Annotated in this window: 9 protein-coding genes; 6 read left to right on the forward strand and 3 right to left on the reverse strand. The window is 71.8% G+C overall.

The features are described 5' to 3' along the window. Window positions 1–74 precede the first annotated feature (74 nt). From ACN269_RS21220 to ACN269_RS21230, 3 genes are read left to right on the forward strand one after another with little or no spacing between them, the layout of a single operon-like run. Entirely contained in the window at window positions 75–506 is a 432-nt protein-coding gene (locus tag ACN269_RS21220; protein ID WP_421474050.1) for a hypothetical protein, read from the forward strand. Beyond that, window positions 503–1,216 carry a polysaccharide deacetylase family protein gene (locus ACN269_RS21225; RefSeq protein WP_421474051.1) on the forward strand — a complete coding sequence of 238 codons (714 nt, stop codon included), beginning with the start codon at window positions 503–505 and terminating at the stop codon, window positions 1,214–1,216. The genes ACN269_RS21220 and ACN269_RS21225 overlap by 4 nt, the downstream gene beginning before the upstream one ends. Further along, entirely contained in the window at window positions 1,216–2,628 is a 1,413-nt protein-coding gene (locus ACN269_RS21230) for a bifunctional polysaccharide deacetylase/glycosyltransferase family 2 protein (RefSeq protein WP_421474052.1), read from the forward strand. The genes ACN269_RS21225 and ACN269_RS21230 overlap by 1 nt, the downstream gene beginning before the upstream one ends. 52 nt (window positions 2,629–2,680) lie before the next feature. Here the strand turns inward: ACN269_RS21230 and ACN269_RS21235 are convergent, their stop codons facing one another. After that, a complete protein-coding gene (locus tag ACN269_RS21235; protein WP_421474053.1) occupies window positions 2,681–4,777 on the reverse strand; it encodes a S9 family peptidase in 2,097 nt (698 codons plus the stop codon). A 96-nt stretch (window positions 4,778–4,873) separates the two neighbouring features. Here ACN269_RS21235 and ACN269_RS21240 point away from each other — a divergent pair, with 96 nt between their 5' ends. Continuing rightward, complete coding sequence (locus tag ACN269_RS21240; protein WP_421474054.1) at window positions 4,874–6,232, forward strand: FAD-binding oxidoreductase; 1,359 nt, start codon at window positions 4,874–4,876, stop codon at window positions 6,230–6,232. 113 nt (window positions 6,233–6,345) lie between these two features. Here ACN269_RS21240 and ACN269_RS21245 read toward each other — a convergent pair whose 3' ends face one another. After that, window positions 6,346–8,415: a SpoIIE family protein phosphatase gene (locus tag ACN269_RS21245; protein WP_421474055.1), complete on the reverse strand. Its 2,070-nt coding sequence runs from the start codon at window positions 8,413–8,415 to the stop codon at window positions 6,346–6,348. 253 nt (window positions 8,416–8,668) lie between these two features. On the opposite strand from ACN269_RS21245, the gene ACN269_RS21250 reads away from it, so the two are divergent. Both ACN269_RS21250 and ACN269_RS21255 read left to right on the forward strand, forming a co-directional pair. Beyond that, entirely contained in the window at window positions 8,669–13,036 is a 4,368-nt protein-coding gene (locus ACN269_RS21250) for a HAMP domain-containing protein (RefSeq protein ID WP_421474056.1), read from the forward strand. Then, the gene (locus ACN269_RS21255; protein WP_421474057.1) at window positions 13,033–13,587 is read left to right on the forward strand and encodes a response regulator; all 555 of its coding nucleotides are present in this window, start codon (window positions 13,033–13,035) and stop codon (window positions 13,585–13,587) included. The genes ACN269_RS21250 and ACN269_RS21255 overlap by 4 nt, the downstream gene beginning before the upstream one ends. Here ACN269_RS21255 and ACN269_RS21260 read toward each other — a convergent pair. Beyond that, complete coding sequence (locus tag ACN269_RS21260) at window positions 13,579–14,076, reverse strand: GbsR/MarR family transcriptional regulator (protein ID WP_421474058.1); 498 nt, start codon at window positions 14,074–14,076, stop codon at window positions 13,579–13,581. The genes ACN269_RS21255 and ACN269_RS21260 overlap by 9 nt on opposite strands. Between the last annotated feature and the right edge of the window lie 54 nt (window positions 14,077–14,130).

Genomic DNA, 14,130 nt, shown 5'->3' on the forward strand with positions numbered 1-14,130 from the left:
GGGAGCCCGACCATCGGGTTCCCCGTCACGGAACGGACGGTCCGTGCCGCGGGTGACGGTGGGAGCTACTCCAGATGCACAACCAACCCGGGGCTGCCCCGCCGGTGTTCGTCGACGGGACCGGCCGTCGCCGTCGGCTGACCGTCGTCGCCGGTACCGCCATGGGCCTCGGCCTGCTGACCAGCCTTGGGCTGATCGCGGCGGGGCTCTTCATGGACACGTCCGTGCCGCTGCCGGGTTGGTCCGACGACACCCGGGCACCCCGGCCGGTGGAGGCCGGCGTGGACGGGGTCGACCAGCCACGGGCGTCCCTCGGTCCGGCCGCGCCCCCGGAGGTGACCCGTACGTCGCCGCCGGTGCCCGGCCCCACGGCGACCGTCAGCGCGCGACGGTCCTCGCCGCCTTCCACCATCACCGTGACGCCGTCCGCCAGCGCCCAGCCGGGCCGAGGCGACGAACACCGCAACACCGCGAAGCCGAGCCGGCCGCCGGGTAAGCCGCAGTGACGAGGGCGCGACACGTGGCCCGGCGCGACCCGCGGGCACACTGGCTCCTGCTGCTGCTCGGGCTGCTCCTGCTGCTCGCGGCGCTCACCGTGAACGGCCTGGTAACCGGCATCGCCGGCGGCTCCGGCCCGGCGCCCGCCGAGGGCTCCGGCGCCGGCGTGCCTCCCGGGGTCGGTACGGGCGGGCCGGTGCTGCGGCTGGACGGGGACGAGCCGGTCAGCCGGGCCCTGCCGGATCGGACCATCGCGTTGACGTTCGACGACGGACCCGACCCGCGCTGGACCCCGCAGGTGCTCGACGTGCTGCGCCGGCACGGCGCGCACGCCACCTTCTTCGTGGTCGGCGCCCGGGTGAACGAGCATCCGGAGCTGGTCCGGCGGATCATCGCCGAGGGCCACGAGATCGGGTCGCACACCTTCACCCACGCGGACCTCGCCGCCGCCCCGCCGTGGCGGCGTGAGCTCGAACTCTCGTTGACCCGTAAGGCGATCGCCGGCGCCACCGGTCGGGAGGTCACCCTGCTGCGGCCGCCGTTCTCGTCGGTGCCGAACGCGCTGACCGGGCCCGAGTACGACGCGTTGCGCGCCGCTGCCGGCGAAGGGCACGTCGCGGTCCTCGCCGACCAGGACACCAGGGACTGGCAGCGTCCCGGCGTCGATGCGATCGCGCGGGCCGCCACCCCGAAACGGGGGCGGGCGCGGTGGTGCTGATGCACGACGGCGGCGGGGACCGGGCGCAGACGGTGGCCGCGCTGGACCGGCTGCTGCCGGCGCTGACCGATCAGGGCTATCGGTTCACCACCGTCTCCGCCGGCATCGACGCCGCGCCGTCGATGGTCGCCGCCCCCGCCGGTAGCCGCCTCAGCGGTACGGCGCTGCGGTGGACCCAACGCGCCGCACACTGGTCGGCGCAGGCGATGAACCTGTTGCTGGCCGTGGCCCTGGTGCTCGGCGTGGCACGCCTGGTGGTGCAGGTGGTCTGCGCGCAGCGGCATGTGCGTCGGGTACGCCGACCCCGGCACACCCGCCCGGAGGTACGCGCCCCGGTGTCGGTGATCGTGCCGGCGTACAACGAGGCCGCGAACATCGCGGCCACCGTCCGCTCGCTGTTGGCCAGCGCGTACCCGGCACTGGAGGTGATCGTGGTCGACGACGGGTCGGACGACGGCACCGCCGACATCGTCGAGCGGATGCGGCTCCGCGGGGTACGCGTGATCCGGCAGGCCAACGCCGGCAAGCCGGCGGCGCTGAACACCGGCATCCGGGCCGCCCGGGCGAACCTGCTGGTGTTGGTGGACGGGGACACCGTCTTCCAGCCGGACACCGTGTACCGGTTGGTGCAGGGGTTCGCCGATCCGTCGGTCGGCGCGATCAGCGGCAACACGAAGGTCGCCAACCGCCGTCGCCTGCTCGGCCGCTGGCAGCACCTGGAGTACGTCATCGGCTTCAACCTCGACCGGCGGATGTACGACGTCCTGGAGTGCATGCCGACGATCCCCGGCGCGATCGGCGCATTCCGGCGTGAGGTGCTGCTGCGAGTGGGCGGCGTGCCGTCGGACACGCTGGCCGAGGACACCGACCTGACCATGAAGGTGCTCCGGGCCGGCTGGCGGGTGGTGTACGAGGAGGCCGCGATCGCCTGGACCGAGGCGCCCTCGTCGCTGCGTCAGCTCTGGCGACAGCGCTACCGCTGGTGCTACGGGACGATGCAGGCGATGTGGAAGCACCGGCACGCGCTGCGCGAGTCGGGCGCGGGCGGCAAGCTCGGTCGACGCGGTCTGCCGTACCTCACGGTCTTCCAGGTCGTGTTGCCGCTGACCGCGCCGGCGGTTGACGTGTTCGCCGTGTACGGCCTGCTCTTCCTGCCGTGGTCGACCCTGGCGTTGGCCTGGGTCGGTCTGCTCCTGCTCCAGGCGGCCACCGCCGGGTACGCGCTGCGCCTCGACCGGGAGCGGTACGGACCGCTGTGGGCGCTGCCGTTCCAGCAGGTGATCTACCGGCAACTGATGTACCTGGTGGTGGTGCAGTCGGTGGTGACCGCGCTGATCGGCAACCGGCTGCGCTGGCAGCGCATGGTGCGTACCGGTGAGGTCGCCGCGCTGATCGGCGCCGGCCAGCGGTGAGCGCTGTTTCCCGGATGTGGTGGATCGTTGCCACCACATCCGGGATCGAGCGTCAGGCGCGGCCCAGGCGGTCCAGGATCCAGGCGTTGATGAACGCCTCCTCGCGCCAGGCGTCGTAGCGACCGCTCGGACCGCCGTGGCCGGCGCCCATCTCGGTCTTGAGCAGGTAGTCGCCCTGCGGCGCGGTCGCCCGCAGCCGCGCGATCCACTTCGCCGGCTCGGAGTAGAGCACCCGCGTGTCGTTGAGGCTGGTCACCGCGAGGATCGCCGGGTAGTCCACGGCCGCGACGTTCTCGTACGGCGTGTACGACTTCATGTACGCGTACACCTCGGGGTCTTCGAGCGGGTTGCCCCACTCCTCCCACTCGGTGACGGTCAGCGGCAGCGACGGGTCGAGGATGGAGGTGAGCGCGTCCACGAACGGCACCTGCGCCACGATCCCCGTGAACGCGTCCGGGGCGAGGTTGGCGACCGCGCCCATCAGCAGGCCGCCGGCCGACGCGCCCCGGGCCACCAGCCGGTCGCTGGCCGTCCAACCGGCCTTGACCAGGTGCCGGGCGCAGGCCACGAAGTCGGTGAACGTGTTCTTCTTGGCCAGCATCTTGCCCTGGTCGTACCAGCGTCGGCCCAGCTCGCCGCCGCCACGGGTGTGCGCCACGGCGAAGACCACGCCCCGGTCCAGCAGGGACAGTCGGGCCACCGAGAACCACGGGTCCATGCTGGCCTCGTACGAGCCGTAGCCGTACAGCTCGCAGGGGGCCGAGCCGTCCCGGGGCGTGCCGACCCGGCAGACCAGCGAGATCGGCACCCGGGTGCCGTCGTCGGCGAGCGCCCAGTCGCGGTGCTGCTCGTACTCGGCCGGGTCGTACGGTCGGCCGTCCGGGCCGGGCAGCACCGGCTTCTGCTTGCGCAGCACCATCTGCCGGGTGACCAGGTCGTAGTCGTACACCGAGTCGGGCGTGACCAGCGACGAGTAGCGCAGCCGGACCTGCCCGGTGCGGTACTCCGGGTTGGCGTCCAGGCCTACGCTGTAGAGCGGCTCGGGGAAGTCGATGTCGTACGCGTCGCCGCCGCCCACCGGCAGCACCCGTAGCCCGGTGAGTCCGTCGGTGCGCAGCGACACCACCAGGTGGTTCGCGAACGCGTCCACCGCTTCCAGCCGGGTGCCGGGGGTGTGGTCGATGAGCGGCACCCAGTCGCCGGGCACGTCCGCCGAGGTGTACGCGAGCGCGAAGTCCTCCGCGCCGTCGTTGTGCAGGATCAGGAAGCGGTGGCCGTGGTGCTCCACCGCGTACTCGACGCCCTGCCGGCGGGGCGCGATCACGGCCGGCGTGCCGGTGGGGTTGCCGGCCGGGATCACCAGCACCTCGCTGGTGATCTTGCTGTGGATGTCGACGAGGATGAACTTCTCCGACCGGGTCAGCTCGACGCCCACCCAGAACCGCTCGTCGTCCTCCTGGTGCACCACCTGGTCGTCGGAGGCGGTGGAGCCGATGGTGTGCCGCCAGACCCGGTTCGGCCGCCAGGCGTCGTCGACCGTCACGTAGAACAGCACCGACGCGTCGGCCGACCAGGCGGTGCCGTAGAAGGTGTCCGGCACCTCGTCGGGCAGCAGCTCCCCGGTGCTCAGGTCCTTGACGCGCAGGGTGAAGCGCTCGTCGCCGGAGAAGTCCGTCGAGTACGCCAGCCAACGCCCGTCCGGGCTCACGTCGAACGCGCCCAGCGAGAAGAAGTCGTGCCCCTCGGCCAGCAGGTTGCCGTCGAGCAGCACCTCCTCGCCGTCGAGCGGGGCGCCGTCGGCGCTGACCGGCGGGTCGGACTCGCCGTCGCGAACCGCGCGCCGGCAGTGCACCCCGTACTGCTGGCCCTCGATCGTCCGGGTGTAGTACCAGTACCCGCCCTTGCGGGTGGGCACCGACAGGTCCGTCTCGAGGGTGCGCTGGCGGGTCTCCTCGAACAGCTCCGCGCGCAGGGCGGCCAGGTGCGCGGTGCGCTCCTCGGTGTACGCGTTCTCGGCGGTCAGGTAGGCGATCGTCTCCGGATCGTCCTTGGCGGCGAGCCAGGCGTACTCGTCGACGACGGTGTCGCCGTGGTGGGTGCGCTCGGTGGGCACCCGCTTCGCCGCGGGCGGGGCAGTCTCGGTGGTCACGGCGGCCACGTTACCGGCCGGCTCACCCTCCGTGCCGGACCAGTGGCTTCCCGAACACCACCACCTCGTCTTTAGAACACATGTACGATAGCCGGCATGGCGGCAGCAGCGAGTTCCCTCGGCCGGTCCGGAGCCATCGAGATCACCCGACGATTGACCGCGATCTGCGGTCCGCCGTTCGCCCGACTCGCCGGCCCGGCCGACGAGGTGGCCGGGCGGCCCGCCCGCTGGGTGGCGGTGCCCGGCGGTCCGCACGCCGCGGCCGAGGTGCTGCGGCTGGCCGCTGCCCACGACCTGACGGTGGTTCCCCGGGGCGCCGGCACGAAGATCGACTGGGGGGCCACCCCGACCCAGGTCGACATCCTGCTCGACACGGGCCGGCTGGCCGGCATCGGCCACGAGCCGGTGGGCGCCCCGGTGGTCGAGGTGGGTGCGGGCACTCCACTGCGGGCGGTACAGGCCACTCTGGAGCGCACCGGGCAGCGGCTCGCCATGGACACCGCCTCGCCCGGCGCGACCCTCGGCGGGGTGCTCGCCGCCGGGGAGGCCGGTCCACTGCGGCACCGCCACGGCAGCCCGTGCGACCAGCTCGTCGGCGTCCGCTATCTGGCCGCCGACGGTGAGCTGGTCAGTGCCGGCGGCGGCGCGCCGGGGCTCGACCTGGCCCGACTGCTGTGTGGTTCGCAGGGTGCGCTCGGCGTGCTGGTCTCGGCGAGCCTGCGGGTGCAGCCGGTGCCGGCCAGCCGGCTGTGGGTGTCCCGGCCGGTGTGGACCCCGCTGGAGGTCCATGAGCTGATCCGGTCGATCCTCGCCGCCCGCCTCGACCCGGCGGCCATCGAGCTGGACCTGCCCGGTGGCCTGCCCCGGCCACGCACCGTGTACCCGCCGGGCCATCCGTCCGCCACCGCCCGCGAGCGCCACCCGTCGATGTCGGGCCGGTCCGGGGCCCCGTCCCGGGCGGGCAGCCTCGTCGTACTGCTCGAAGGCGGCCCGGCCGAGGTGAACGAACGCGCCGAGCGCCTGGTCGGCCTGCTGCACGGCGAGGCGACGGTGACCAACTCGGCGCCGCCATGGTGGCGTCGTTACCCCTTCGCGCCCGGCGACACGGCACTACGCCTGGAGGTGCCGATCAGTGATCTGCACGCCGCCGTGTACGCGTTGCGCGACGCGGCCGGCGCACCCGTGCCGGTGCGGGGCTCGGCCGGTCTGGGCGTGGTGCACGCGGCCCTGCCCGGCGCGGTGGCGCCCGACCGGGTGGCGTCCATCCTGGCTGCCGTCCGGGGTGTGCTGCTGGCCCGGCAGGGCCGCTGCGTGGTCGTCTCCGCCCCGGCCGCGGTCCGGCAGGCCGTCGACCTGTGGGGCGAGCTGGCGGGCCTGGTCCAGCTCCGCGCCGCGAAAGAGCACCTCGACCCGGACCGTCGCCTGGCCCCCGGTCGCCTCCCCGGCGGTCTGTGAGGCGCGCTGACCTGTGCGGCCGTCCAGCACGCTGGGGAGGCCCCGTGACGCCGCGCCGGCCCCGTGAGGCTGCGCCGGCCCGTGAGGCCGCGCCGGCCCGTGAGGCCGTGCGATCAGACCGCGTCGTTGCGGAGGACCAGGACGGCGATGTCGTCCCGGGGTGGCTCGACCGAGAAGTTGATGGCGGCGGCGCGCAGGCGCGCGGCGACCACGTCGGCGGAGTAGCCGGCCAGCGGCGCGGCCGCGTCGCGTAGCCGGTCGGTGCCGAACAGCTCCCGACCGTGCCGCCGCTCGGTGACCCCGTCGGTATAGAAGATCAGCGAGTCGCCGGGGGCGAGCGTGATCTCGGTCGTCGGTGAGGTGATGGTGTCGAGCAGACCCAGCGCCGTACCCCCGACCCCGACGAACCGGGCGCCGCCCGCGCCGGCCAGCAGCACCGGCCGATCGTGCCCGGCCAGGTGCAGCGACACGTCGAGGTGGTGGCCGTCGCCGGGCCCGACCGCGGCCAGGGCCAACGTGCAGTACCGGCCGCCGCCCCGCTCGACGAGCGTCTCGTTGAGCCGGGCCAGCGCCTCCGGCAGCGGCTTGCCGTCACCCACCAGCACCCGGATCACGTCCCGGACGAGCCCGGTGACCGCCGCCGCCTGGACGCCCTTGCCCGACACGTCGCCGATCACCACGAGCCAGCGCCCGTCGGGCAGCGGCACGACGTCGTAGAAGTCGCCACCCACCTCGGCGTCGTCGCCCGTGGGTACGTACTCGGCGGCGAAGCCGATGCCCTCCACCACCGGCAGCACGGGCGGCAGCAGGGACTTCTGGAGCGTCTGCGCGACCCTTCGGCGCTCGGCGTGGATCCGGGCGTTCTCGATCGCCAGCGCGGCCCGCCGGGCCACGTCCTCCAGGACGGCCACCTCGTCCGGGTCGTGCCGGTGCCGTTGGTGCCGGCCCACCGCGAGAGTGCCGAGGCGCTGGCCACGGGCGATCAGCGGGACCGCGAAACCCTCCATCGGGCCGCCGAGCGGGATCTGCGCGGCACTGCGGGACGCCTCCCGCAGTCGGGCCTGGATGGAATCCGGGCCGGTCTCCGCCAGTACCCGGTGCAGTTGTGGCAGCACCGACTCGTCGGCGTGGCTGGTCGCGGCCAGCCGTAGCCGACCCCACTCGTCGGTGGTGTGCACGGCGCACCACTGGCCGAGGCGGGGCACCACCAACTGCGGGATCAACGCCATGGTCAGCTCGACGTCCAGCGACTGGGCCAGCAGTTCGCTCGCCTCGGCGAGGAACGTCAGCCACACCTGCCGGCGGACGTCCGCCCGGCGCAGCCGGTCGTTCTCCAGGTGCAGCGACAGCCGTTCCGCGGTGAGCACCGCCAACGGGCGGGCGTACGCCGACGGCGCGGCGTCCAGCTCCAACTCCCCGCTGTACGGGCGGTGCACGGTCAGCGGCACCCGCAGCAGTTCGCTGTCGGGGCGGGGCTGCCGGCCGAACCGGGCCAACAGCTGTCGGCCCTGCCCGTCGCCCCGGTCGAGGCGGACCGCCCCACCGGCCGCGCCGACCATCTCGGCGACCCGACTGAGCAGGCTGGCGGCGAAGTCCGGCAGCGGGTCGTCGGCGTACATGTCGGGGGCGGTCTGCATGAGTTCGCTCATCGCGCCCGCGCTCGGTGCCGAGCTGTCGCCGGCCCCGGGGACGCCGACCACCGACGTGCCGCCGGCGCTGGCGCCGACGCTCGGCTCGGTGCCGGGACGGTCCAGGCGGAACCAGACACCTTTGCCGGTCGGCAGGTACGTGGTGCCCCAGCGGCTGGCGAAGTGGTCGACGAGCAGCAGTCCGCGACCTCGCTCGGAGACTTCGTCGATCTCGGTCGTGTCGTTGCGGACGCCGACGGTCAGCTCGTCGTTGCCGGGGCTGGGCGCGAAGTCGGAGACGGTCACGGAGAGCCCGACACCGTCCGCCACGACCTCGATGTCCAGTTCCGTGCCGGCGTGCTCGACGGCGTTGGTGGTCAGCTCGGTGGTGAGCAGCAGCGCCTCGTTGGCCAGGTCGTCGAGGTGCGCCTCGGTGAGGACGGAGCGGACGACCGCGCGGGCGGCGGCGGGCGTACGACGGTCGGCGGGCAGACGGACACGCCGGACGGCCCCGTTCCGGGCCCCGGCCGTCGCGGGCCCCGCCTCGGCTGACACCCCCGTATCCTCTACCGTCCCCCGGCCAGGTGCCAAGCCGATCGCGGATCGGCGGGAGGCGCTGCGGCCTCTCCGACGTGACGAGCGCCACTCGGCGGCGTCTGTGTCGGGTTGGGTGCCGGCGCGAGGATCGCGGGGGCCGCCGGGGCCGATCGGCGGGTCGCGCACCCTGGCACTGCGGCCGGCGCGGGCACAATATGGGGTGCCGGTGTGTCTGTACGGGCACGGACCCCCCCCAGGTGAGCGAGGCATCATGACCACGGCGAAGCAGGCGTACGCGGATCCGTCCGCGACCGACCAGGAGGCGCTTCTCGGTGAGCTGACCGAGGCGCTGCGACGGGTGCGTCGCGGTGATCTGAAGGTCCGGTTGCCCCGCCGCGCCGGCAAGGCGGGTGAGGTGGCGGACGCCTTCAACGAGGTGGTCTCGCTCCAGGAGCGGCAGTACCTGGACCTGCGGCGGATCAGCCGGATCGTCGGTCGGGACGGCCGGCTCACCGAACGGCTCGACGACGAAGGGCTGGACGGCTCCTGGGCGGAGGGGCAACGGGCGATCAACTCGCTGATCGACGATCTGGGCCGGCCCACGACCGAGATCGCCCGGGTCATCGTGGCGGTCGCCGACGGCGACCTGTCCCAGCACATGGCGTTGGAGATCGACGGTCGGCCGCTGCGCGGTGAGTACCTGCGCATCGGGCGCACCGTGAACACGATGGTCGACCAGTTGTCCTCGTTCTCCAACGAGGTGACGCGGGTGGCCCGTGAGGTGGGCACCGAGGGCAAGTTGGGCGGCCAGGCCGACGTACGGGGTGTCGCCGGCACCTGGAAGGACCTCACCGACTCGGTGAACACCATGGCGTCGAACCTCACCGGCCAGGTGCGGTCGATCTCGCAGGTGGCGACGGCGGTGGCCAAGGGCGACCTGTCGCAGAAGATCACGGTCAGCGCCCGCGGTGAGGTGGCCGAGTTGGCCGCCACGATGAACTACCTCACGGACACGCTGCGGCTCTTCGCCGAGCAGGTGACCCGGGTGGCCCGTGAGGTCGGCACCGAGGGCAAGTTGGGCGGCCAGGCCGAGGTGCCGAACGTGGCGGGCACCTGGAAGGACCTCACCGACAGCGTCAACTCGATGGCGTCGAACCTGACCGCCCAGGTCCGTAACATCGCGCAGGTCTCGACGGCGGTGGCCCGTGGTGACCTGTCGCAGAAGATCACCGTGGCGGCGCAGGGCGAGATCCTGGAGCTGAAGGACACCGTCAACACGATGGTGGACCAGCTCTCGTCGTTCGCGGACGAGGTCACGCGGGTGGCGCGTGAGGTCGGCATCGAGGGCAAGCTGGGTGGTCAGGCGCAGGTGCGGGGTGTGTCCGGCACCTGGCGTGACCTGACCGAGAACGTCAACCAGCTGGCCGGCAACCTGACCAGCCAGGTCCGCAACATCTCCCAGGTCTCCACGGCTGTCGCCAAGGGTGACCTGTCGCAGAAGATCACCGTCGATGCGCAGGGCGAGATCCTGGAGCTGAAGAACACCGTCAACACGATGGTGGACCAGCTCTCGTCGTTCGCCGACGAGGTGACCCGGGTGGCCCGCGAGGTCGGTACCGAGGGCAACCTGGGCGGGCAGGCGCAGGTCAAGGGCGTCAGCGGTACGTGGCGGGACCTGACGGACAACGTGAACTCGATGGCGTCGAACCTGACCAGCCAGGTCCGCAACATCGCGTCGGTGACGACGGCGGTGGCGAAGGGTGACCTGTCGCAGAAGATCACGGTGGACGCGCGGGGCGAGATCCTGGAGCTGAAGTCGACCGTCAACACGATGGTGGACCAGCTCTCGTCGTTCGCCGACGAGGTGACCCGGGTCGCGCGTGAGGTGGGCACCGAGGGCAAGCTCGGCGGGCAGGCCCAGGTGCGCGGGGTCGCCGGCACCTGGCGGGACCTGACGGACAACGTGAACTCGATGGCGTCGAACCTGACCGCCCAGGTCCGCAACATCGCTCAGGTCTCGACGGCGGTGGCGAAGGGTGACCTGTCGCAGAAGATCACGGTGGACGCGCGGGGCGAGATCCTGGAGCTGAAGTCGACCGTCAACACGATGGTGGACCAGCTCTCGTCGTTCGCCGACGAGGTGACGCGGTTGGCCCGTGAGGTGGGTACCGAGGGCAAGCTGGGTGGTCAGGCGCAGGTCAAGGGCGTCTCCGGTACGTGGCGGGACCTGACCGACAACGTGAACTCGATGGCCTCGAACCTGACCAGCCAGGTCCGCAACATCGCCTCGGTGACGACGGCGGTGGCCAAGGGCGACCTGAGCCAGAAGATCACGGTGGACGCCCAGGGCGAGATCCTGGAGCTGAAGTCGACCGTCAACACGATGGTGGACCAGCTCTCGTCGTTCGCCGACGAGGTGACCCGGGTGGCCCGCGAGGTCGGCATCGAGGGCAAGCTGGGTGGTCAGGCGCAGGTCAAGGGCGTCTCCGGCACCTGGCGTGACCTGACCGAGAACGTCAACCAGCTCGCCTCGACGCTGACCACCCAGCTACGGGCGATCGCCCAGGTGTCCACGTCGGTGACCCGGGGCGACCTGACCCAGCGGATCGCCGTCAAGGCGCAGGGCGAGGTCGCCGAGCTGAAGGACAACATCAATCAGATGGTCGTCACCCTCCGGGAGACGACCAAGAAGAACGCCGAGCAGGGCTGGCTGGACTCCAACCTGGCCCGCATCGGTGGCCTGTTGCAGGGCCAGCGCGACCTGGGCGAGGTCTGCCGCATGATCATGACGGAGGTGACTCCGCTGGTCGACGCGCAGCTCGGCGCGTTCTTCCTCGCCGACGACACCGACGGCAGCATGCGGCTGCGGTTGACCTCGTCGTACGGCTATGTGGCGCGGGGGCACGACGTCACCTTCGGGCCGGGCGAGGGGCTGGTCGGGCAGACCGCCCTGTCGCGCCGGACGATCCGGGTCAGCGCCCCACCGAACAGCCGCCTCACGCTGCGTTCGGGCCTGGCCGAGACGCCCCCGACCGACCTGGTGGTGCTCCCCGTGCTGTTCGAGGGGGAGCTGCTCGGGGTGATCGAGTTCGCCAGCGTGTCCGCCTTCTCCGAGCTGCACCTGTCGTTCCTGGAGCGGCTGGTGCTCACCATCGGCATCGCGGTCAACACCATCCAGGCCAACCGGCGTACGGAGGAGCTGCTGGCCCAGTCGCAGCGGCTGGCCCACGAGATGCAGGAGCAGTCGGCGGAGTTGCAGCGCACCAACGCCGAGCTGGAGGAGAAGGCCACCCTGCTGTCCGAGCAGAAGGGCAACATCGAGACCAAGAACCGGGAGATCGAGCTGGCCCGCCTCGGCCTGGAGGAGAAGGCGCAGCAGCTCACCCGGGCGTCGGCGTACAAGTCGGAGTTCCTGGCCAACATGAGCCACGAGCTGCGTACGCCGCTGAACTCGTTGCTGTTGCTGGCCCGTCTGCTCGTGGAGAACTCGGAGCAGAACCTCAGCCCGAAGCAGATCGAGTTCGCCCGGACCATCCACGGCTCCGGCTCCGACCTGCTGCGCCTGATCGACGACATCCTCGACCTGTCCAAGATCGAGGCGGGCCGGATGGATGTCGAGCCCACCGAGATCCGCTTCACCGAGCTGCGCGGCTTCGTCGAGCAGGCGTTCGCGCCGCAGGCCGAGGAGAAGAATCTCGACTTCCAGGTACGCGTCAGCAAGGATCTGCCGCCAGCGCTGGTGACCGACGCGCAGCGGTTGCAGCAGATCCTGCGCAACCTGCTCTCCAACGCGGTGAAGTTCACCGACAACGGCGCGGTGACGTTGCGGATCGCGCCGGCCGCGCCGAACGCGGTGTTCGACGTGCCCGCGCTGACGAACGCCCAGCAGGTGATCGCGTTCACGGTGATCGACACCGGGATCGGCATCTCGGACGACAAGCTGTCGATCATCTTCGAGGCGTTCCAGCAGGCGGACGGCACGACCAGCCGCCGTTACGGCGGCACCGGTCTGGGTCTGTCGATCAGCCGGGACCTGGCGCGACTGATCGGTGGCACGATCACCGTCTCGTCGGCCCCCGGGCAGGGCTCGACGTTCACGCTGTTCGTACCCCAGGTCCTGGCTCCGGACGCGGTCGTCGCGCCGCAACCGCCGTCTCCGCAGCGCGCCGGCCTGCCGTCTTCGCTGCTCATGCCGCCGCTGGAGCTGTTGCCGGAGCGGCCGGAGGCGCCGGCCACCCGGCAGTTGGACGGGGCCACGGTGCTGATCGTGGACGACGACGTGCGCAACGTCTTCGCTCTGACCAGCGCGTTGGAGCTGCACGGCATGACCGTGCTGTACTCGGACAACGGGGCGGACGGCGTCCGCCTGCTGGCCGAGCATCCGGAGGTGGACATCGTGCTGATGGACGCCATGATGCCCGACCAGGACGGGTACGAGACGACCCGGCAGATCCGGCGTAACCACCGGTTCGCCGACCTTCCCGTCGTCTTCCTGACCGCGAAGGCGATGCCGGGCGACCGTGAGTCGGCGCTCGCGGCCGGGGGGAGCGACTACATCACCAAGCCGGTCGACCTCGACGACCTGATCGAGCTGATGTCGTCCTGGATCAGCGGCAGCCGCACCGAGGAGACTTCGTGACCCAGATGGCCAAGGCGCTGCTCGTGGACGACCGCCGGGAGAACCTGATGGCCCTGGAGGCGATCCTCCAGGGCCTGCCGGTCCAGTCGGTGGCCGTGGAGAGCGGCGAGGCGGCACTCAAGCAGCTGCTGGTGGACGACTTCGCGGTGATCCTGCTGGACGCGCAGATGCCGGACATGGACGGCTTCGAGACGGCCAGCCACATTAAGCGCCGGGAGCGCACCCGGCACGTGCCGATCATCTTCCTCACCGCCGCCGACCGGGACGCCCAGCTCGCCCTGCGGGGCTACCAGGTGGGTGCCGTCGACTACCTGACCAAGCCGTTCGACCCATGGGTGCTGCGGGCCAAGGTGTCGGTCTTCGTCGAGCTGTGGGTGAAGACCCGGCAGTTGGCCGCCCAGTCGGACCTGGTGCGGGAGCGTGACGCGCAGTGGCGGCGGCTCACCGACGCGGTGGACGAGGCCACCACGCTCCTGCGCTCCGACGACTCCGGGGCGCGGGACCGGGCGATGGAGTTGCTGGAGCAGGCCCGCTGGGGCAGTTCAGCCTGACTCACCCGGGCGCAGGTGACCGGCCTGCGCCCGGCGGACGCGCCAGCGTTCGCCCAGTGAGTCGATTTCTTCTTGGACGAAGAGGAAGAAGTCCCGCATCTCGGCCACCCGTTCGCCGGCTGGCGTGTCCGCGCCGAGGGCCCCGATGCCGCCCTCGGCCACGTCGATGAACGTCTTGTAGATCGCGGTCTTCGTGATGGTCCCCTCGTACCAGGGGTTCTCCGGCATCCGGTAACGGTCGCGGCGGGAGCGGGGGACGGGCTCCCGGATCAGCATGCCGAACTGGGTGAGGTAGCGGACCGCGCCGCTGACCGCCGCCGCGCTGACCCCGAGCCGTTCGCCGATCTCGGCGGCCGTCAGCGGATCGTCCGCGCTCATGACGGTGAACAGCACCCGGGCGGCCATCCGTGGGAAGCCGACTTCGGCGAACGTGAGGGCCATCCGTTCGACGAAGAGGTGCACCGGGTCGTGGCCGTCGGCCGCTGCCATTTCTGCCCCTCCCGCGTGGTTCGTTGGGCACCGATGGTGCCCGGCTCACACTGT

Origin of the sequence: Micromonospora sp. WMMD736, from assembly GCF_049179015.1 — a bacterium.
Lineage (GTDB): Bacteria > Actinomycetota > Actinomycetes > Mycobacteriales > Micromonosporaceae > Micromonospora.

Coding starts and splice junctions, on each gene's coding strand:
- ACN269_RS21220 (WP_421474050.1), top strand. CDS start 75: ATGCACAACCAACCCGGGGCTGCCCCGCCGGTGTTCGTCGACGGGACC.
- ACN269_RS21230 (WP_421474052.1), top strand. CDS start 1,216: ATGCACGACGGCGGCGGGGACCGGGCGCAGACGGTGGCCGCGCTGGAC.
- ACN269_RS21240 (WP_421474054.1), top strand. CDS start 4,874: ATGGCGGCAGCAGCGAGTTCCCTCGGCCGGTCCGGAGCCATCGAGATC.
- ACN269_RS21250 (WP_421474056.1), top strand. CDS start 8,669: ATGACCACGGCGAAGCAGGCGTACGCGGATCCGTCCGCGACCGACCAG.
- ACN269_RS21260 (WP_421474058.1), bottom strand. CDS start 14,076: ATGGCAGCGGCCGACGGCCACGACCCGGTGCACCTCTTCGTCGAACGG.